The organism is Streptomyces sp. NBC_00289, assembly GCF_041435115.1.
Lineage (GTDB): Bacteria > Actinomycetota > Actinomycetes > Streptomycetales > Streptomycetaceae > Streptomyces.
The window spans coordinates 1,253,397-1,273,003 of sequence record NZ_CP108046.1 but is presented as its reverse complement, the minus strand read 5'-3'; the positions used below and the strand labels follow the sequence as shown (position 1 = coordinate 1,273,003).

15 protein-coding genes and 1 pseudogene are annotated in these 19,607 nt (G+C 69.5%); 11 read left to right on the top strand and 5 right to left on the bottom strand.

The window, feature by feature from the left end:
- The first annotated feature begins 63 nt into the window (after positions 1–63).
- The gene (locus OG985_RS06380; RefSeq protein ID WP_371667234.1) at positions 64–216 is read left to right on the top strand and encodes a hypothetical protein; all 153 of its coding nucleotides are present in this window, start codon (positions 64–66) and stop codon (positions 214–216) included.
- Between the two features lie 21 nt (positions 217–237).
- Positions 238–648, top strand: a pseudogene (locus tag OG985_RS06375) (RNA-guided endonuclease InsQ/TnpB family protein); the annotation flags it as partial.
- Positions 649–692: 44 nt separating this feature from the next.
- On the opposite strand, the gene OG985_RS06370 reads toward OG985_RS06375, so the two are convergent.
- Positions 693–2,348 carry an IS1182 family transposase gene (locus OG985_RS06370; protein WP_371667058.1) on the bottom strand — a complete coding sequence of 552 codons (1,656 nt, stop codon included), beginning with the start codon at positions 2,346–2,348 and terminating at the stop codon, positions 693–695.
- Here OG985_RS06370 and OG985_RS06365 point away from each other — a divergent pair.
- Entirely contained in the window at positions 2,260–2,841 is a 582-nt protein-coding gene (locus tag OG985_RS06365) for a DUF6215 domain-containing protein (RefSeq protein WP_371667233.1), read from the top strand. The two genes, OG985_RS06370 and OG985_RS06365, sit on opposite strands and share 89 nt — an antisense overlap.
- A gap of 388 nt (positions 2,842–3,229) precedes the next feature.
- Here OG985_RS06365 and OG985_RS06360 read toward each other — a convergent pair whose 3' ends face one another.
- The gene (locus OG985_RS06360) at positions 3,230–4,639 is read right to left on the bottom strand and encodes a glycoside hydrolase family 125 protein (RefSeq protein WP_371667232.1); all 1,410 of its coding nucleotides are present in this window, start codon (positions 4,637–4,639) and stop codon (positions 3,230–3,232) included.
- 182 nt (positions 4,640–4,821) lie between these two features.
- Here OG985_RS06360 and OG985_RS06355 point away from each other — a divergent pair, with 182 nt between their 5' ends.
- The 4 genes from OG985_RS06355 to OG985_RS06340 all read left to right on the top strand — a co-directional run bounded on the left by OG985_RS06355 (position 4,822) and on the right by OG985_RS06340 (position 9,229).
- The gene (locus tag OG985_RS06355) at positions 4,822–5,808 is read left to right on the top strand and encodes a carbohydrate ABC transporter permease (protein WP_371667231.1); all 987 of its coding nucleotides are present in this window, start codon (positions 4,822–4,824) and stop codon (positions 5,806–5,808) included.
- Positions 5,798–6,718, top strand: coding sequence for a carbohydrate ABC transporter permease (locus OG985_RS06350; RefSeq protein ID WP_371667230.1), 921 nt, complete (start codon positions 5,798–5,800; stop codon positions 6,716–6,718). Before OG985_RS06355 ends, OG985_RS06350 begins: the two co-directional genes overlap by 11 nt.
- A 46-nt stretch (positions 6,719–6,764) precedes the next feature.
- Positions 6,765–8,060, top strand: a complete 1,296-nt coding sequence (locus OG985_RS06345) for an ABC transporter substrate-binding protein (protein WP_371667229.1) — start codon at positions 6,765–6,767, stop codon at positions 8,058–8,060.
- A gap of 167 nt (positions 8,061–8,227) precedes the next feature.
- Positions 8,228–9,229 (top strand): LacI family DNA-binding transcriptional regulator, encoded by a 1,002-nt coding sequence (locus tag OG985_RS06340; protein ID WP_371667228.1) that lies wholly within the window; start codon positions 8,228–8,230, stop codon positions 9,227–9,229.
- On the opposite strand, the gene OG985_RS06335 is transcribed toward OG985_RS06340, so the two are convergent.
- The 3 genes from OG985_RS06335 to OG985_RS06325 all read right to left on the bottom strand — a co-directional run bounded on the left by OG985_RS06335 (position 9,223) and on the right by OG985_RS06325 (position 14,213).
- Positions 9,223–10,428: a glycoside hydrolase family 76 protein gene (locus OG985_RS06335; RefSeq protein ID WP_371667227.1), complete on the bottom strand. Its 1,206-nt coding sequence runs from the start codon at positions 10,426–10,428 to the stop codon at positions 9,223–9,225. The genes OG985_RS06340 and OG985_RS06335 overlap by 7 nt on opposite strands.
- Positions 10,429–10,599: 171 nt before the next feature.
- Positions 10,600–11,682 (bottom strand): sugar ABC transporter substrate-binding protein, encoded by a 1,083-nt coding sequence (locus tag OG985_RS06330; protein ID WP_371667226.1) that lies wholly within the window; start codon positions 11,680–11,682, stop codon positions 10,600–10,602.
- On the bottom strand, positions 11,679–14,213 hold the full coding sequence (locus OG985_RS06325) for a SpoIIE family protein phosphatase (protein ID WP_371667225.1): 2,535 nt from the start codon (positions 14,211–14,213) through the stop codon (positions 11,679–11,681). The genes OG985_RS06330 and OG985_RS06325 overlap by 4 nt, the downstream gene beginning before the upstream one ends.
- Before the next feature lie 515 nt (positions 14,214–14,728).
- Between OG985_RS06325 and OG985_RS06320 the strand changes: the two genes are divergently transcribed.
- The 4 genes from OG985_RS06320 to OG985_RS06305 all read left to right on the top strand — a co-directional run bounded on the left by OG985_RS06320 (position 14,729) and on the right by OG985_RS06305 (position 19,603).
- The gene (locus OG985_RS06320) at positions 14,729–15,817 is read left to right on the top strand and encodes a substrate-binding domain-containing protein (RefSeq protein WP_371667224.1); all 1,089 of its coding nucleotides are present in this window, start codon (positions 14,729–14,731) and stop codon (positions 15,815–15,817) included.
- A 38-nt stretch (positions 15,818–15,855) separates the two neighbouring features.
- Positions 15,856–16,638: an ATP-binding cassette domain-containing protein gene (locus tag OG985_RS06315; RefSeq protein WP_371667223.1), complete on the top strand. Its 783-nt coding sequence runs from the start codon at positions 15,856–15,858 to the stop codon at positions 16,636–16,638.
- Positions 16,639–16,643: 5 nt separating this feature from the next.
- On the top strand, positions 16,644–17,915 hold the full coding sequence (locus OG985_RS06310; RefSeq protein ID WP_371667222.1) for a sugar ABC transporter permease: 1,272 nt from the start codon (positions 16,644–16,646) through the stop codon (positions 17,913–17,915).
- A gap of 257 nt (positions 17,916–18,172) precedes the next feature.
- Entirely contained in the window at positions 18,173–19,603 is a 1,431-nt protein-coding gene (locus OG985_RS06305) for a hypothetical protein (protein WP_371667221.1), read from the top strand.
- Positions 19,604–19,607 lie beyond the last annotated feature (4 nt).

The window sequence follows — 19,607 nt, the reverse complement described above, 5'->3', positions numbered from 1 at the left end:
GACGGACTCCGCGAGATCACTGCGCGCCTGTTATCCACCCGCCGCAGACGCTCCAACCCGCGCGTGGTCAAACGCAAGATGTCCAACTTCGGCGTCAAACGCGACGAGCACTACACCTGGCCTCAGCCCACCCGGGACCCAGCAGACGCCGTGACCATCGCCCCGCACTGGCGCACCGCCCCGATCAACCCGCCAACCAAAGCCCGACGAAGCTAGGTCCACTAAGTCACTGGTATTGCCCTTAGCCTGGTCCGCGCACACGACGTCATCGCGCACGAAGACCTCAAAATCCGCAACATGAGCAGGGCCCCCGCACCGAAGCCCGACCCCGACCGGCCGGGCACCTTCCTGCCCAACGGGGCCGCCGCCAAGGCCGGGCTCAACACGTCGATCAACGATGCCGGTTGGGGGGTGTTTTTGACGATCCTGCTTGCCAAGGCTGAAAGCGCCGGACGGGAAGTGATCGCCGTCAACCCCCGCAACACCTCCCGCACCTGCCCCGAATGCGGGCACACGGCCAAGGAGAACCGGCCCACACAGGAAACATTCCACTGCCTTGCCTGCGGCCACACCGCGCACGCCGACACAGTCGGAGCCACCAACGTTCTACGGGCCGGGCTGGTCCGCCGCAACGCCAACCCGGCATAGCGAGAAGCCCCCGACTTCAGGACTTTGTTGGCGGATTCGCTTGCTCAGGCGATCAGTTCGAGGCCGAGGCGGGCGAATCGACTGATGTGGGTGGTGCGGATGGGGGTGCCGGTCCACCAGGCGTCGAGGCGGTGGAGGTTGAGTCCGGCGGCGATCAGGGCGTGACCGAGGTGGGTCTTGCGCAGCCCGCGGTAGGGGGTGGTGCGTGTCCGTGTCACCCGGACGGCCTGGGAGATGGTGCCCTCGACTCCGGCGCGGGTGCCGTAGGCGGCCTGCCACTCGTCGGTCTTCTGCTCGCGTCGGCGTTGGTCGAGAGCTTGCTGCTGGGGCTGGGTGAGCAAGGTCAGGCTGCGGCCCCACTTGCTCTTGGCACTGGTGCACGCCGCGCGCACCGGGCAGGCGTCGCAGTCGGTCTTGGCGAAGTGGACCCGGATGATCTCGGTGCCGGTGGGCTTGCGCTGAGCGGACCAGCTGATACTGCGCTGCCCGCGGGGACAGGTGACGGTGCGGGCCGGCCAGTCGACGGTGAAGGCGTCCTGCCCCAGGCCGCCCCCGGCCCGGCCCTGGGCCGCGGTATCGCCGCGGACCGGCCCCATCAGCTCGATGTTCTGCCCAGCGGCGGCCACCAGCAGCGCGGCGGAGGTATAGCCGGAGTCGACCAGATGGACAGCGGGCAGCAGGCGGCGTGCGGCCAGCGCGTCGTGGACGGGCGCCGTGATCTCCACGTCGGGAACGGTGGCGTCGGTGGTGACCACGTTCGTGATCAGATGCGGGGCGTCCGGCTCGCACGTCTCGGTGAAGTGAACCTTGTAGCCGTCCCAGCCCGCGCCGCGCTTGACGCTGTAGCGGGTGTCGATGTCGTAGGGGCTGGACAGCCTCAGCCTGCCCGGCGGGAGGTCCTTGCCCTCCCGCCAGCGCACCCCCTTCTCGTCGCGGTGATACTGCTGCACCCACGCGGTCCGCAGGACCTGCACCGCCTCGACGTGCCGCAGCCAGGCTGGTGTGTCAGGCGCGTAGAGGGCCTGAAGCAGCGTAAATCCGTCCTCTCCCACGGTCAGCGCCCACCGCTGGCGGGCGTCGGCTCCCTTGGGGAAGCGGAAGGAGTCGATGCGCTTGCCGTAGCGTTCGAACCACTCCGGCGCGACGGTCTGTCGCAGCCAGGCAGGCGCTGCGACGGCCAGCGTCTCCAAGGCGGCGCGCAGGGTCTCGCCCACGAACTCCATCCGGTTCAGCGTCCGCACCTGGGCCAGCACATGCGTGGAGTCGGTGCGTTGGCGGCCTCCCGCCCGCAGCAGACCTAACTCATCGACCCGTTCCAGCACCCGGTTAAGGACCAGCTTCTCCAGGCCGTGCGCGATCAGCCGGTCCCGGAACTCGCTGAGCACCGAGAAGTCGAACCCGGGGTCATCCAGCTCCAGCCCCAGCGCGTACTTGACGTCGATCCGCCCGCGCACCGCGTCCGCGGCCTGCCGGTCCGTCAGCCCCTCTGCGAACTGCAGCACGCTGACCATCGCCAGCTGCCCCGGCGACCACGCCGGCCCACCCCTGCGCGGAAACGCCCGGGCGAACTGCTCGTCCTCGAACAACGGACCGAGCTCATCCCGGATCCGCATGGCCAGACAGCCCTTGCGGAACGCTGCCCGCGCCACCCGCGCGGTGGCCTCCGGGACGGACGGAGCAGGCACAGGGCGCAGCGACATCGCAGCCCCTCCTTGCCTCCCCGCGCGATGGAACCGAACCCCACCAGACTGCCCGACCAAACAAGATCACCAAGCGCAGTCACCGGATCCGCCAACAAAGTCCTTCAGCCGGGGGAGGAGTCACACCCCCGAGGGGACCGTGCAACTGGACACCTACACCGTGAAGCTCTCGCGGTCCTACGACGATCTTCCGGTCGCCGGGATGGCGGACCTGCTCGACGACGCGGAGACGAAGAAGATCCAGGACCACCCCGCGGTGCTCTGCTCGAGCCCGACGATCGCCATCCGCTTCAACCTCGGCGGCGGCAAGTCCGACACCGGCCCCGGCGGCATCGCCCGCACGCTGCTCGTCGCCCCCGACACCAAGGACGGCGGCGGTTCGTACGAACTCGCCATCTGGCGCCAGGACGACGTGCGGCCGGACGACACGGCACTGCTGCGCATCGCCCACGAGGTCCTGCCCACGATCCCGGGCTGGACGACGGCCCGCTGACGGCCGGCCCGGCAGCGTCACGCCACTGACCACGCCGAAAGCCGGCACGGTGTCACCCTCCAGGCGAACCGCCCACCGATCGAGCGGGCGAGGGCCGTACGCATCGTCCGGAGGTTCCGCACGGCACCTGACACTCGTGTCACCAACGGCGACTGACAGCGCGCCGACGCACAGGCCGCAGGGGCGGGCTGCGGGACTGCGGCCGTGGTCGAGCAGCCGTGGCCAGTGGCGTGACGGGCACGGCTCCCGTCGCGACGAGGCCGGCACCCTCTGACGCTAACCGTGGCCGAACGGCGTCCTCCCGGAGACGCCGCCGCCTAAACGGTCGCGTCGGCCCGACAGCGCCGTACCGCCGACGCCGGCGGCCGACCACGACGACCGCCACAGATCAAGCGGGCTTGCTGCCCGCGCTGCCCGCGCTGCCCGCGCTGCCCGCGCTGCCTGCGCTGCCTGCGCTGCCCGCGCTGCCCGCGCTGCCCGCGCTCGGCGCGGCCGGCTGAGCCCGCGGGTGAACGGGAAACAGATGCCGCACGCCCCCGCCGCACAGGTCGAGGGCGAGTTCGCAGAACAGGGCGTTGGCCCAGCCGAACCAGTCCCGGGTGAACCTGCCGGGGTCGTCGACATGGAAGCTCTCGTGCATCAGGCCGGTGCCCGCGGTCGTGGCCGCCAGTGTTTCCAGGGCCTGTGCCGCGGCGTTCTCGTCGCCGGTCAGACCGGCGGTGGCGATCGCCAGCGGCCAGACGTGATCGTCCGGCGTATGTGTACTGCCGACACCGGACGCGTACCGGCCGGCGAAGAACGAGGGGTTCGCCTCGGAGAGCACGAGATGCCGGGTGGCCTGGTAGAGCGGGTCCTGCGGTGTGCACCAGCCGCTCAGGGGGAGGCTCAGCAGGCTCGGGAGGTTGGCGTCGTCGCCGAGCAGCACCGCTCCGAGGCCGTCCACCTCGTAGGCGAGTACGGACGCGCCGTCGGCCCCGACGACCGCGTGCGCCAGGATTCCGGCGTCGATCTCGTCGGCCAACGTCAGTGATTCGCGGGCGAGTTCAGCGTCGTGGAGGACGGACGAGGCCAGTTCGGCCAGCCCGTGCAGGGTCGCCGAGGCCAGCGCGTTGGCCGGGACGAGGTAGCCGTGGCCGCAGGGATCATCGCTCGGCCGGAAGCCCGACCAGGTCATACCGGTCGGTCCGACCAGGGCTCCGCGGCCGTCGTGCGGGAGGCTGTCACCGGCGAAGGGGCCGGACGGGCGGACGAACCGGTAGGGCGAGTGCGCGTGGGCCTGTTCCGCCCGCCACAGCCGTACGATCGTCCAGGCGGCGCGGTGGAAGGCGTCGTCGAGGTGGTCCTCGCGACCGGTGGCCCGTCGGATCGCGTACGCGAGCTGCAACGGCGCGCACAGGGAGTCGAGTTCGTACTTGCGCTCCCACACCCACTCCTCCGGCGGGGGCCGGTCGGCGGGCTCGCCGTGCAGGCTGGTGGGTCCGTCGTTGAAGGCGTTGGCGTACGGGTCCAGCAGGACGCAGCGGATCTGGCGGCGGGATACGCCGGCCAGGACGTCGCCGACTGCCGGATCGGTGGCCACGGCGAGGTAGGGGCGGACCTGGGCCGTGCTGTCACGCAGCCACATGGCTGGGATGTCTCCGGTTTTGACGAAGACCTCCGACGGCTCGGCGCCCCAACTCATCGATGTGGTCCATGTGTTGGTCAGGCAGTGCTCGACGATGTCCGCCGCCGGGCCGCCCCGCAGTTCGGTGGCCAGACGTCGGCCGAGCGACGTCAGTGACTCCGGAACCGCCCACACTGTTCCGGATGTTGATCCGGGAAACGTTACCATCGCGCCTCTTGACTCCCTCTGTGACGTGCGCCACCGTGTGATCAACAGGGAATGGAAACGTTACCTTGAAGGAGCTGGAGAGCGCCAGACGGTCGGGCCCGCCCCGATCGGCGGCATCGCCAACTCCTGGAAGGAGAAGGTGAGCGCGCGTGACAGCCACTCCGGACCAGCAGTTGCACCGACCCCCGCACCCACCGCCACATCCGCCACCGCGCCGCCCCTGGCGCCGGCGAGGGAAGCTCGGGTCGGACACCCGGGCCGCGTACGTGTTCATGGCGCCGGCTCTCATCGGCTTCACGGTCTTCGTCGTGTACCCGCTGATCCGGTCGGCCTACTTCGCGCTGACGCGGTACAACGGCCTGACCGCCCCGACCTTCGTCGGCCTCGACAACTTCCGCAGGATGTTCACCACCGACCCGTCGTTCTGGCCCTCGGTGCGCGCCACCCTGCTGCTGGTCGTCCTGTACGTGCCGCTGTCGCTGGCCATCGGACTGGCGTTGGCGGTGTTCTGCAACCGGCGCATCCGTGGCGTCCGCGTCCTGCGCACCCTGGTCTACCTTCCGGTGGTGCTGCCGGTGGTCGCCACGATCACCCTGTGGAAGTTCGTCTTCAACCCGCAGGTCGGCCTGGCCAACCAGGTGCTGACGTGGCTTCACCTCCCGACCAGCGAGTGGCTGTCGGGTTCGAACTCGGCGATGCCGTCGATCGTGATCGTCATGCTGTGGAGCGTCGGCTCCACGATGATCATCTTTCTCGCCGCGCTCCAGGCGGTGCCCACCGAGCTCTACGAGGCGGCCCGCATCGACGGCGCCGGTCCCCGGACCATGTTCTTCCGGATCACCCTGCCGCTGATCAGTCCCATCATGGTGCTGCAGGTCGTGCTGCAGCTGGTCACCGCCCTGCAGACCTTCAACCAGCCGAAGATCCTCTCGCCAGACGGGCAGGGCGGACCCGGCTTCAGCACCAGGGTCCTGATGCTGTCGATCTACAACAACGGCTTCCCCACGCTCGGCCGGGTCGCCGACTTCGGCTACGCGTCCGCCCAGGTGTGGGTGCTCTTCCTGGTCATCGTGGTCGTGATCGCCGCCACCGCCCGCTTCTCCTCGGTCTGGACCTACAGTGACCATGTCTCCTGACGTCACGACGGCGGCGAAGCCGGTGCCGTCCTCTCCTCCGATCGCCGCCACGAGTGCGCCCCGGCCGCCGCGGAAGGTCGTACGAACCGCGTCCTGGTACGCCGTCGCGCTGCTGATCTCCTCGGTGATGGTCCTGCCCATCCTGTGGATGCTCACCATCGCGCTGAAGGGCCACACGGCCGTCTTCCAGGTCCCGCCCCGGCTGCTGCCCGACGAGTTCCACTTCGAGAACTTCATCGACGGACCGAAGGCGATCCACTTCCCCCGCCTGTTGCTCAACTCCTTCGTCATCACCGGCCTGTCGGTGCTCGGCGGCGTCATGACCTCGATGATGGCCGGATACGCTCTGGCCCGGCTCCGCTTCCCGGGCCGGAAGATCTGGTTCTACGTCTTCGTCGGCAGCATGATGCTGCCCCCGGTGGTCGGCATCATCCCGCTGTTCCAGCTCTTCAAGGACATCGGCTGGTACGACACCTGGCTGCCGCTGATCGTGCCGGCCTGGCTGGGCGGCAATCCGCTCTTCATCTTCCTCGCCCGCCAGTACTTCCTCTCGGTGCCCTACTCGATCGACGAGGCCGCCAAGGTGGACGGCGCCGGACACGTCCGGATCTTCTTCAGCGTCATGCTCCCCATCACCCGGCCGGCCTGGATCACCATGGCCATCCTGGCCTTCCAGTTGTCGTGGAACGACTATCTCAACCCGCTCATCTACCTGTACTCGTCCGAGAAGTGGCCGCTGAGTGTCGGCATGGCCTCCTTCGTCTCCCAGTTCGCCGGCCAGACCCCGGACTGGAACCTCTACATGGCCGCGAACCTGCTCTACATGCTCCCCCCACTGGCCGTGTTCTTCGTGGCCCAGCGCTACTTCATCCAGGGCCTGAGCGCGCTGGGCACCGTCAACCAGCGCTGACCCACACCGCGGTCAGCCGATCCACATCTCGTACCAGGAGGCCACGTTGAAGAGAACAGTGCACGCCGCCGGAGCGCTACTGGCGGCAGGCGGGCTGCTGGCCGTATCCGCCTGCGGCGGCTCCTCGGGGAAGGAGTCCGGCGGGAAGACCACGGTCACCGTGATGACCTGGGAGTCGAGCGCGACCAACAAGCTGATAGACAAGGCTCTGGCCGCCTTCCACGACCCCGACATCACGGTCAAGCGCATCGACACCCCCAACGGCAACTACGGGGACAAGCTCGCCTCCCTCACCCAGGCCAAGAAGCTGCCCGATCTCTTCTGGTGCGGCAACGACACCGAACTGCAGTACACCGGCCAGGGCCTGCTCACCGACTGGTCGTCCAAGCTGTCCGGCTCCGGTGACTTCACCTCCGGCAGCTTCGAGCCCACCGCCATGAAGAACTGGAAGACCGCCGACGGAAAGATCGGCGGAGTCCCCTCCCTGATGAACACCTACGGCATCTGGTACGACATCGACGCCTTCAAGGCCGCCGGAGTACCTCTGCCGGCCGCGGGCTGGACGTGGGACGAGATGTACGCGGCCGCCGACAAGCTGCACAAGAAGGGCGCCAAGTACGGCCTGGTCGCCGACGCCATGACCGGTGTGGACGCCCCCTTCAGCCTCAGTCTCTACTCCCTGTCCGCCGGCGGCGCCCCCTTCGCCGACAGTGTCAACCAGCCCACCAAGGCGACCGTCGACGCGAAGTACACCGAAGGCGTCGGCAAACTCGTGGCGGGCATCAAGAGCGGTGCCGTGGCGCCTCCCGGCTACGACGTCTCCAACCAGCAGTCGCTGTTCGCGGCGGGACAGATCCCGATGCTGTGGAGCGGTCAGTGGCTGGCCGCGGGCTTCCTCACGGACAAGCCGAAGATCAAGTACGGCTTCGCGCCCCTGCCCCAGGTCGACAAGCCGGCCACCCTGTACGACGCGGTGGGCATCTGCACCCCGTCGTACACCCAGAACGCGGACGCCACCTTCAAGGTGCTCTCGTACCTCGACTCCACCGTGTGGACCAAGGTGCTCCCGGACTCGCCGGTGGCCGTGCCGGCCTACTCCGCCGCCCAGAACGCGTACTACGACGCCCTGAGCAAGGCCGGACTGCCGACCGTGGCGTCCACGGTCAAGGCGGACCTGAACGCCCCGCTGACCATGGGCGTCCGCTTCACCACACAGTGGGCCAGCCAGTCCAACGACCTGATCACGGCGTACTGGCCGGACATCCTCCAGGGCAAGAAGCCGCTGTCCGATCTGCAGACCATGACGGACAAGATCAACGATGTGATCAAGAGCAACGGTTAGTGCCCGAGTCCCACGGACACAGAGCCCCGGTCACCCCAGGTGACCGGGGCATGCGCCCAGAACCGGAAACGTATCCTGAGGGCCGTCACCCGGCCGCCCGGCGAGAAAGTTGGTCTCCACCCCACGTGAGCAGTCGTCCCCCACAACACCAGAGCACCAGGCCGACGATGCGCGATGTCGCAGAGCGGGCCGGAGTCGCCATCGTCACCGTCTCACGCGTCGTCAACGGAATCGGCACGGTCCGCGAGGAGACGGCCGAGCGGGTCATGGCCGCCATCAACGCCATCGGGTACCAGCGCAACGAGATCGCGCGATCGCTCCGCCCCGGGCAGAACTCCATGACCATCGGGCTGTTGCTCGGTGACCTGACCAATCCCTTCTACGCGTCCCTGGCGAAGGCGGCCGTCGACGTGGCGAACCGGGCCGGGTACGCGGTGCTGCTCAGCACCGCCGACGAGGATCCGGAGGTCGAGCGGCGCGCGGTGGGCGAACTCATCGGGCGGCGGGTCGCGGGACTCATCATCGTGCCCGACCAGGGTGACCACGCCTTTCTCGACGAGGTCAACGCCCACGACCACGTGCCCATCGTCTTCGTCGACCGACCGGCCACCGGCGCCGAGTCCGACGTCGTCCTGGTCGACAACGAGGGCGGGGGAGCGGCGGCGACACAGCACCTCATCGACCACGGTCACCGCCGGATCGCGATCCTGGTCGCGCCCTCGTACTACACCACCGGCCGCAGGCTGCGCGGCTACCGCAAGGCGTTGCGGCGCAGCGGCATCCCTGTCGACGAGGATCTGGTCGTCACCCTGCGGCGCGGCACCACGGACGACGCCTCCGCAGCCGCCCACGACCTGCTGACGTCGGAGCGACCGCCGACAGCGATCTTCTCGACCACGGGCTTCCTGACCGAGGGCGTCCTGCGGGCGAGCCAGCAACTTCGGCTGCCCGTCGCGGTGGTGGGGTTCGACGACTTCAAGCTGGCCGACATGCTCCCCACCCCGGTGACAGTGGTGACGTCGGACACCGAGGAGCTGGGCCGACACGCAGCCCACCTCCTCATCGACCGCATCAACGGCGAGGGTGCCCCGTTCCGCAGGACCGTGCTGCCGGTGCGGCTCATCGCCCGGGGAACGGGGGAGCTGCGCCCTCAGGTTCCGGCTCAGTAGAGCGTGGGCCAGAGGGCACGGGGCCACGCGAGCACGGCGTAGAGCTGTGCCAAGGCCGCCTGCTGGATCGCCTGTGTGCCACCGGACGAGTCGAAGTGCACGAGCCCGGTCGAGGGATCGCGCATGGTGGACCACACCTGGTCGGCGTAGTCGGCCATCGCGCGGTGGTATGTGTCGTCTCCGGTCACCGACTCGAGGAGCAGCAGGTTCTTGAAGAAGATCGAGTTGAAGAACACGGGCTGGCTGAACAGTCGCCCCTGTGTGACGTAGTAGGCGTACGCGGCCTCCGCGATCCGCTCGGCCCGGCGCAGGTAGACGCGTTCCCGGGTCGCCCGGTGCAGCAGGACGTTCACGCCGACCGGGACGCCCTGGTTGTACGACCAGATGGTCTTCTCGATCGTGCCCTCGAGGTCGAGATGGTCCCAGTACAGTCCGCCGGGGCTCTGCAGATGGGTGTTCGTCCAGTCGTAGAACCGTTTCGCCCAGTCCAGGTAGCCGCTCTCGCCGGTGATCAGGTGAAGGCGCAGGCCGAGCTGGGCGCCCGGCATGTTGGAGACGGTGTTGCGGTCGTGGCTCCAGGTCGCCTGGGTCCAGAAGACGCCGCCGGGCGCGGCATGCGAGGTGTCGGTGTCCCAGCCCGACCTGACGAGCGCGAAGATCTCCTTGGCGCGTGCCAGCGCGGCGGTGTCCCCGGTCTGCAGGTGGCGCTGGACCTTCGCCAGCCCGACCCACTCGTTGTCGTCGTAGAACATGTCGCCGCCCGAGCCGTACGGGGCGTCGGGGTAGGAGTCGTATCCGGGCAGCCCGGTCGTGCCTCCGCCGGCGTGCCAGTAGTGCTCCTGGGCCTTCGCGCGGGCGGTCAGCTCCGACTCGTACGCCTTGTCCGCCGCCGCGAGGTCCAGAGCGGCGATGTGCACCTGGGAGAAGGGCCACTCGTAGGAGTACGGGTTGTCGCCCGAGGCCGCCGGATACTGCTCACGGACCAGACCGGACCCGTCCGTCGCGCCGAGGTGTTTGTCCAGGGCGGCGTAGGCGGCTCTGGCGCGGGACAGCGCGCGAGACCGGTGTTCTGCGTCTTCCGCGTTGCCGCCGTCCGCGACCGAGGCGTTCGCGGTGGACGGTGCCGCCATCGTGGCCATGGCGGCCATGGCCGTCAGACCGGATCCGACCAGCGCTCGGCGGGAGGGGTGTCTGCGCATGGAAACGTCTCCATTCGGATGGGGGCGGGTGGGGGCGGGTGAGGGTCCGGGGTGATGGAAACGTTGTCATGACGCTGGGGGAGTCGTCAACGATCCGGACGACATCAGTAGTTGGCAGCGGTGACGGTACACACGCGAGCGCGGCGAGGGACATGAGCCCGGGAGGGGAAGTCAACGAGTGAGCCCGGCCTCCTCGCAGGCGGACCGGAGCAGCCGGGGGCAGAGCTGGGCGATGGTGTAGACGCCGTCCTCGACCAGGGTCCGCTCGATGGTGTCGACCGTCACGGCTGTCGGTGTGAGCAGGACGGACGGGATGTTCTCGGTGGTGGGGCTGTCGGTGGTCGTGGTGGCGACGTCTCGGGCGTCCCCGCCCCGTCCCAGGGCGACGGCCATGGCGGCGGCCGCGGCGGCCTCCTTTTCGAACGGCTTGTAGACCGTCATGTACTGCTCGCCCTTGATGATGCGCTGAACCGCTTCGAGTTCGGCGTCCTGGCCGGTGACCGGAGGAAGCTTCGTGACGCGGGCGCTCTTGAGGGCGGAGATGACGCCCGCGGCGATCGCGTCGTTGGCCGCCAGAACCCCGCCGATCCGGTCCGGGCCCAGAGCCGCCATGGCGGCGGACATGTTGGCGTGCGCGTTGGCCGAGTCCCAGTCCAGGGTGTCGTACGACTTGGCGATCCTCGTCTTGCCCGCGATGACGGACAGGGCGCCCTTGCGGTACGCCGCCGCGTTGGGGCTGGTCGGATCGCCGTTCATCATGACGACGTTCTCGCCGCCCGCCCCCGCGCCCATGGCCTTCAGGAGCGCCTCGCCCTGGAGCCTGCCGACCTGGACGCCGTCGAAACTGACATAGCCCGAGATCGGCCCCTCGGCGAGCCGGTCGTAGGCGACGACCGGGACGCCCTCCCGCCGCGCCTCCCGGGTCGAGGAACGCAGTGCCCTGGTGTCGGCGGCGTCGAGGATCAGGACCTTGGCGCCGTTGGTGATCATCGAGGTCATTTGCTGCCGCTGTCTCGCCGCGTCGTTCTCGGCGTTGGCGTACTCCATCGTGCAGTGCGGACAGAGTTTCCTCAGGTGCCGCTCGATGAGCGGCTTGTCGGAGTGCTCCCAGCGCGGGAGAGCCCGGCTGGGGAGCATCAGGCCGACGGTGAAGTTGTCCGTCTTCGCTTCGCCGTCTCCGGCGCAGGCGGCCAGGGAGATCGTCATGATCCCCGCGACGAGCGCCGCGACGGTGCGGCGGGTACGCCTGCTCACGGCAGGGCCCGTGGGGATGCCGCGGGCTCGGGGCCGGTCGGCGCCGACGCGTGCCGCGGTACGGCGATCTCGCTCCACACCTGTTTGCCTCCGGCCACGGGCATCGAGCCGAAGGACTCCGACATCGCCTCGACCAGAAGCAGGCCGCGGCCGCCGGTCGCCTCCCAGTCCACGATCACCGGCTTGGCGGGCGTCCGCGGCGAGGAGTCGCTCACGCTGACCCGCACCCGGTCACCGCGGAGTGTCAGGTCGACACGGACCGGGCCCTGGGTGTGCACCAGCGCGTTGGTGACCAGCTCGGACACGACCAGGAGCACCTCGTCGGCTGCTTCCCCTGCCTTCCACCGACGCAGCGTGCGCGCGGTGAAACGGCGGGCGTGCATGACGGCGTCGGGCAGCCGCCACACCACCCAGTCGGCCCGTGTCGGCCGCGTCTTCATGCCGTCGTAGCGCAGCAACAACAGCGCCACGTCGTCCTCGCGGCGGCCGACGTCGCCGAGGAGTTCGTCGGCCATGTGCCCGGGGTCCGCCGGATCGGCCGCGGCGAGCGAGGTGAGCGTTCGGCGCATCCCCTCGTCCAGGGGCAGGTCGGAGGCTTCGACCAGACCGTCGGTGATCAACGCGAGGACCGTGCCCGGGGACAGCGTGAGCGCGGTCATCGGAAAGTCCGCCTCTGCGAGGACGCCCAGCGGGAGTCCGCCCTCGACCTGCACCTCCTCGGTTCGACCGTCGGCATGGCGTACGAGAGGTGAGAGGTGGCCGGCCCGGACGAACAGGGTGTTGCCCTCCTCCAGGTCCAGTTCGACGTAGCAGCAGGTGGCGAACAGATCGGTCTCCATACCGACGAGGAGGCGGTTGGCGTGGGAGACGACCACGTCGGGTGGGTGGCCCTCCACCGCGTAGGCCCTGACCGCGGTACGCATCTGCCCCATGATCGTCGCGGCTCCGGCACTGTGTCCCTGCACGTCGCCGATGACCAGCGCGACCTTTTCCTCGGAGAGGGCGATGACGTCGTACCAGTCGCCGCCCACCTGCAACCCCCGCCTGGCGGGCAGGTACCGTGCGACGGCCGTGCAGCCGGGCAGCTCGGGCAGGCGTCGGGGCAGCAGACTGCGCTGGAGCATCGTCGCGAGTTCCTGCTCCGCGTCGTAGGCGTGCGCACGCTTGAGGGCTTGTCCGATCAGCGCGGCGGTGGCGGTCAGCAGGGTCCGTTCCTCGGGGACGAACTCGTGCGGCCGGTCCCAGCCGACGAGGCACACGCCGGCGACCCGGCCCTCGGCGGGAAGGGGCAGCACGGCCAGCCCTCCGCTCCCGATGCCCGCGAGCCCGGGTTCGAGAGGCGAACCGGCGGGCCACAGATCCATCCGTCCGTCCTGCAGGGCCGTCCGCAGCGAGGGCAGGGCGGTGACCGGTGCGTCGGGCCACTCCGAACGCCACTGCGAACGCCAGACCTGCGGCCAGACGACGGGCTGCGGCGGATCGAGCACGGTGACCATGAGCCGGTTGTCCTGCAGCTCGGCCAGCGCCACCCGGTCGGCGCCCAGCGGCTCGCGCAGCGCGGTGACCGCCACCTGCCCGACGTCACGGACCGTCTCGGCGGCATCGAGCGCGGCGGTCAGCCACTGGATCCTGGAGACGTCATCGGCGCTACGGCTCAGGACCGACGTCGCCGTCACCACGCCCAGTACCTGCTCAGGCCGTTCGGCGGTGCACGGAGTCACCCGGCAGCTCAGGCTCAGCCAGCGCATTTCGCCCGTCGGGCGCCGGATGCGGAACTCCAGTTCCCGCCGGCCGTAGTCCTGGCCGGTCGACTCCACGATCGACATCAGCGCGTGCATGTCCTCCGGGAAGGCGTGCGCGAGCAGGGTGTCGGCCTTGCCGTCGAAGTCGTCCGGTGTGATGCCGACCAGCTCGAGCAGTTTCTCGTCCGCTTCGATGACGCCGGTGTCGCGCTCCAGGACGAAGGAACCCACGCGCAGACTCCGCAGGGCGGGACTCAGCAGGGGCGCGGGCACGGGGCGACCGGCCCCGGCCTTCAGCATGCCGGCGACCGCGTCGGCGTACCGCTCGAGAAAGCGCCGTTGCCCGGTTTCGAAGCCGTCCGTGGACGCGCCCATGACGATCAGGCAGCCCAGTCGCCTGCCGTCCGAGGTCAGCGGCAGAGCACCGAGAGACGTCTCCGCTCGCACGGGAGTCAGTCCTCCTTCGGAGGAGGAGGAGGAGGGGGCGGGAGTGAGCCACAGGGGTCGGTCGGCGCGGAAGGCCCGCGCGGCGGACGAGCCACCGGACACGGGCAGGCGTTCCGGCACACAGTCGGGGGCGGTGGTGCGTCCGGCCGTTTCCACCAGGCGCAGCTCTTCGTCTCCGGCATCGGACACGTAGACGGCGAGCAGCTCGGCTCCGGCGAACATCAGGGCCCGATCGCGCAGGGCGGCTCGCGGCATCGGAGGCGGAGCGTCGGCGCCCGCGGTGTCGGCCTCGATTGCCCGCAGTTCGGTGTCCCCGGCTCGGGCACGGCCGTCATGAGGCATGTGCGCGAGGTACCTCCTGTCCGGTGCGGCCACGCTGAGATGGCCGAGCACCACTTACCAGAATCTCACAAGGGAACTGAACGGACAGATCGGACTCTTCGCTCGCGACAGGGCGAGCCGCTCACCGCCGACAGCCCGACGTGCTGCATTCGCAGATCACCACCGCCGGTGCCACACTGACGACGTGGTCGTCCTGCTGCTTCCACGTGGTGCGTTCCCGGTCGGCGTCCGGCCTCGGCACCACGGCCGCCCACCGAATTCCGATGCCGGAACGGTCGGGCGCAGGGCCCCCCACGCCCGGACGCGCGGCTTCGTGACATCAGGACCTCACCCGTCGTCACGTCGCGACTCCCGCGCCCCGTACGGCCCGCGGATTCCCGCACCGACTCCTGTGCGCACCCGCCGATCCTCCGAGAGCCGGACCCCGACCCATCGACGTACGCCGTAGAGGCGGAGCGCCACAAGCTCATACCGCGAACGCCGGTCGCGGGTAGCCGGCAAGGGAGGTCCTTCCCATGAAGGCCTGCACACGCGAGGCGGCCATCGCCATGACCGCCGTCTCCACGGCCGTCGCCCTCGCGGCCTGCGGGGCCGACGCGGGGAACGACGCCGACGGGAAGAAGGCGCCGAGTATCGGACTCCTGTTGCCGGACGCCACCACGGCGCGATGGGAGACGCAGGACAGGCCCCTGCTCGAGAAGAAGATCGCCGAGTTGTGCGCCGCCTGCACGGTCGAGCACGCCAACGCCAAGAACGACGTGGCCATCCAGCAGGAACAGATGGACTCGATGATCACCAAGGGCGTCGACGCCATCGTGCTCGTGGCCGTGGACGCCCGATCGCTCGGCACCACGGTCGGCAGGGCCGCCGAAGCGGACATCCCGGTCATCGCCTACGACCGTCTGGCCGAGGGCCCGATCGCGGGCTATGTCTCCTTCGACGGTGAGGAGGTCGGCAGGCTCCAGGGCCGGGCGCTCCTCGCCGCCATGGAGGCCCAGGTCCGCGGCGACCAGATCGTCATGATGAACGGCGATCCCAGCGACCCCAACGCGGTGTCGTTCAAGAAGGGCGCGCTGTCCGTGCTGCAGGGGAAGGTCAAGATCGGCAAGGAGTACGACACTCTGCAATGGAGGACGGAGACCGCGAACATGAACATGTCCGGCGCCATCGCGGCTCTCGGCATCGGCGACATCGACGGGGTCTACGCCGCCAACGACGGCCTCGCCGCCGGCAGCATCACCGCCCTCAAGGCCAACAAGGTCGACCCGCTGCCCCCCGTCACCGGGCAGGACGCCGAACTCGGAGCGGTACGGCGCATCGTCGGCGGCGATCAGTACATGACCGTCTACAAGCCCTTCAGGCCCGAGGCGTCGGCCGGCGCCGCCCTGGCGGTGGCCGCGGCCCGTGGTGAAAGCCTCGCCGAGCTCGCCCCGGACAAGGTGCGGACCCGCGATGGCGAGGACGCACCGGCCGTCATGCTCAGGCCCGTGTCCGTGACCCTCGACAACATCGACGACACCCTGGTGAAGGACGGCGTGTACACGGTCCAACAGATCTGCACCCCCCGGCTCGGGGCCGCCTGCAACGAGGCCGGGCTGACCTGACAGGCCGGCTCCCGCCAGGTCGGGGCCCCGGGAAGGAGATGTTCTCCGTGCCGAATCTCCCCTTGCTGGTGCTGCACGGCGTGTGCAAGCGCTACGGCGTCGTCGACGTCCTCACGGACATCGAGCTGGAGATTCGCACCGGCCAGGTTGTCGCTCTGCTGGGCGACAACGGCGCCGGCAAGTCCACCCTCGTCAAGGCGATCTCCGGAGTCGCCCCCGCGGACAAGGGCGTCATCGAGTGGGAGGGCCGGACGGTCCAGATCAGGCGCCCCCACGACGCCCGGGACCTCGGCATCGCCACGGTCTACCAGGACCTCGCACTGTGCGGGAACATCGACGTCGTCGGCAATCTGTTCCTCGGACGCGAGATCCGCAGGTTCGGGTTCCTCGACGAGGTCGAGATGGAGCGCCGCAGCAGACACCTGCTCGAACGCCTGACCAGGGGTATTCCGGATCTGCGTGCTCCCGTCGTCTCCCTGTCCAGCGGTCAGCGGCAGACGGTCGCCATCGCTCGCTCACTGCTGGGGAACCCGCGAGTCCTCCTCCTGGACGAACCGACCGCGGCCCTGGGGTTCGAGCAGACCACCGAGGTGCTGGACCTCGTCGACGAACTGCGTGACCGCGGTATGGGGGTCCTGCTCATCAGCCACAACATGGGCGACGTCAAGGCCCTCGCGGATCAGGCCGCCGTACTGCGACTCGGCCGCAACAACGGCTTCTTCGACGTGAACACCGCGTCGCAGGAACAGATCATCTCCTCCATCACCGGCGCCACCGAGAACGTGCCCCGCCGGACGGTCCACCGAGAGGCGGGATGGTGAAAGAGATGCGCAACGCGGCGGACAGCACCCAGTCCCGACCCGCCGCGCCCACCGACCGGACGGGACGGCCGCACCCCGGCAAGGCCGTCATCAGTGCGATGGAGGGCTGGGCCGCCGTCTTCCGGCGCAAGCTGAGCGCCGGTGAACTGGGCTCACTGCCGGTCGTCCTCGTTCTCGCCGTCGTCTGGATCATCTTCCAGGCCCTCAACGACAACTTCCTCTCCCCACGGAACCTGTCCAACCTCAGCGTGGACATCGTGGGCACCGGGCTGATCGCGGTCGGCATCGTCTTCGTCCTCCTCCTCGGTGAACTCGACCTGTCGGTCGGCTCCATCAGCGGTCTCGCGGCAGCGGTCTTCGCCGTGCTGAACGTGAACAACGGTGTGCCGGAATGGCTGGCCCTCATCGTGGCGGTGCTCACGGGCACCGCCGCGGGCACCCTCCAGGGCTTCTCCTTCGCCAAGACCCGCGTGCCGGCGTTCGTCGTCACCCTCGCGGGACTGCTGACCTGGAACGGCATCATGCTGTCCATCCTCGGGACCAGCGGCACGATCAACCTCGACGAGGACGGCCTCGTGGCCAGACTGACCAGCTACTACTTCACCAACGACGCCGCCGCCTACGCGCTGGCGGGAGTCGCCGCGGGCCTCGTCTTCCTGGTGTCCTACCAGGACAGACGACGCCGCAGGGCCGTCGGCATGCCACACCGCACACTGCGCGGAATCGGCGTCCGCACCGGAGTCCTCGCGGTGATCGCGTTCGCCGCCGCGCACATGCTCAACCGGTTCCAGGGCCTGCCGCTCGCCCTCCTCATCTTCCTCGTGATCGTGGCCGCCCTCGACATCGTCCTGCGCCGCACCCACTACGGACGGCAGGTGTACGCGCTGGGCGGTGGCGTCGAGGCGGCCCGCCGTGCCAGCCTCAGCGTCACCCGGGTGCAGACCGCCGTGCTCGCGGTCTCGGCCACCATGGCCGCGCTCGGCGGGCTGTTCCTGGCCTCGCGCATCACCTCGGTGAGCCAGAACTCCGGCTCCGGCGTCCTGCTGCTCAACGCCATCGCCGCGGCCGTCATCGGTGGCGCCAGTCTCTTCGGCGGACGCGGGACGACCTGGAACGCGGTGCTCGGCATCCTGGTCATCCAGTCGATCGCCTCCGGCATGTCGATCACGGACACCCCCGCCGCCCTCCAGTTCGTCATCACGGGCGGAGTGCTCTTCGCCGCCGTGGTCATCGACTCGCTTTCGCGACGCTCACAGGAGGCACACGGGCGGGCCTGACCGGCCCGTCGCAGCACTACGGGACGACCGAACACCTCCGTCGTTCGTCAACTCCTCGCGCGGTGACCGCTGACGAGGCGATTCGCGACGGGTCCACCATCGACCCCGAGCACGAGGCGCCGCCTGCCGGAGTCGGTCCCGGCGGTTTCCGTTCGGATTGACACCGGGCAGTCGGGGGCTCGTACTGAACATGAGGGACTCGTGTCCCTGTGGTGTGTTCCACCATCCGCAATCTCCCCCCTTTTCAGGGAGGCGCCATGACGGTGCAACAACAAGCGACGATCCCGACGGTTCTGGTGTACGAGGACGACCCCGGATTTCCTCTCCAGGTCAACATGCCTGTCCCGCATCCCGTTCCACAGCTCGACACCCTCCCCCTGCCCATGGCGATCGCGGAAGCCGCGCCGCAGCCGGACGGTGCCGGCCCGGGCACCGAGGCCTTCCGCTACTGGGTGGCGGCCGACGCGCTGAGCAGAACGAGCAAGGCCTGGGGGCCACTGGTTCCGGAAGGAACCCAGTGGCATCCGACGGTCGGCCGGGCCCTCACCTCGCACCTCGACGCGGGAAACGACCTCAACGCCTTCTACGACCGTGAAGGACTGTGGTTCTTCCGCCGCACGGTCGCGGGTGTCACGGTTGCCGCCTGCGAGAGCTCCGAGGTCGTCGAGCACGAGGCGGGGCACGCGATCCTCGACGCACTGCGCCCTCAGCTGTTCAACGCGGCGAGCGCGGAGACGGCCGCCCTGCACGAGGCGTTCGGTGACATCAGCGCGCTGACAACCTCACTCGGGCTGGAATCCCTGCGGATCGCCGTGCTGGCCGAGACGCAGGGTGACCTGGAGTTGACCTCGCGGGTGTCGAGGATGGCCGAGCAACTGGGGTGGGCGATCCGCCAGGGCCACCCGAACGCGGTCGACCGGGACTGCCTGCGCAACCTGTCGAACAGCTTCTTCTACCGCGATCCGGTGCAGCTGCCGCCGAACGCGCCCGCGAACACGCTCTCCAGCGAGTCGCACTCGTTCTCCCGGGTGTTCAGCGGAGCGTTCCTCAAGATCGTCGCCGGGATCTTCCGGCAGCAGGATCTGCAGGACCAGGCAGGCCTGGCGAGGGCGGCCGAGATCGCGGGACAGCTGCTGGTGGACGCCACCGTGGCCGCGCCCGTCGTATCCGCCTACTACGCACAGGTCGCGGGTCACATGATCGCCGCGGACCAGCGCCGCAACGGAGGCGAGTACGGTCAGTCGCTGCGCTCGGCGTTCATCCGCCACGGCATCCTCTCCCTGGAGGCCGCGGCGTCCCTGACCGAGCCGGAGATGGCACGCCGGGGAGCCGGAATGGCCGAGGCGATGCCGGGCGGTGGCGCTGACGAGGGGCTCATGGCCGTCACGGTCCACGGGGCGCCGTACGGCGTCACCCAGCCCGTCACCCTCTCCGCGCCCGCGGCGGAACGACGGTTCGGCATCGCGGGCTCCGACCCCGCCGGCGGCTCCGTGCGGCCGGCCGACCCCGAGCGGGTCGCGACCTCGTACCTCGAGGACCTCCTCCGCCGCGACCGCGTCCACGTACCCGAGGAGCACCGCTCCGACGCGGCGTTCGTCGACGACAACTCCTCCCGGCTCAAGACGCACGAGATCGCACGGAGCGAGACCGGCGAGGGTCTCACCCTGGTCCGGCGGTGCTTCGACTGATCAG

What these genes read in the sequence shown, in the direction of transcription:
- OG985_RS06365 (WP_371667233.1), top strand. Translation starts at nt 2,260, where the DNA reads ATGGCCAGACAGCCCTTGCGGAACGCTGCCCGCGCCACCCGCGCGGTG.
- OG985_RS06370 (WP_371667058.1), bottom strand. Translation starts at nt 2,348, where the DNA reads ATGTCGCTGCGCCCTGTGCCTGCTCCGTCCGTCCCGGAGGCCACCGCG.
- OG985_RS06350 (WP_371667230.1), top strand. Translation starts at nt 5,798, where the DNA reads ATGTCTCCTGACGTCACGACGGCGGCGAAGCCGGTGCCGTCCTCTCCT.
- OG985_RS06340 (WP_371667228.1), top strand. Translation starts at nt 8,228, where the DNA reads ATGCGCGATGTCGCAGAGCGGGCCGGAGTCGCCATCGTCACCGTCTCA.
- OG985_RS06335 (WP_371667227.1), bottom strand. Translation starts at nt 10,428, where the DNA reads ATGCGCAGACACCCCTCCCGCCGAGCGCTGGTCGGATCCGGTCTGACG.
- OG985_RS06325 (WP_371667225.1), bottom strand. Translation starts at nt 14,213, where the DNA reads ATGCCTCATGACGGCCGTGCCCGAGCCGGGGACACCGAACTGCGGGCA.
- OG985_RS06320 (WP_371667224.1), top strand. Translation starts at nt 14,729, where the DNA reads ATGAAGGCCTGCACACGCGAGGCGGCCATCGCCATGACCGCCGTCTCC.
- OG985_RS06315 (WP_371667223.1), top strand. Translation starts at nt 15,856, where the DNA reads ATGTTCTCCGTGCCGAATCTCCCCTTGCTGGTGCTGCACGGCGTGTGC.
- OG985_RS06310 (WP_371667222.1), top strand. Translation starts at nt 16,644, where the DNA reads ATGCGCAACGCGGCGGACAGCACCCAGTCCCGACCCGCCGCGCCCACC.
- OG985_RS06305 (WP_371667221.1), top strand. Translation starts at nt 18,173, where the DNA reads ATGACGGTGCAACAACAAGCGACGATCCCGACGGTTCTGGTGTACGAG.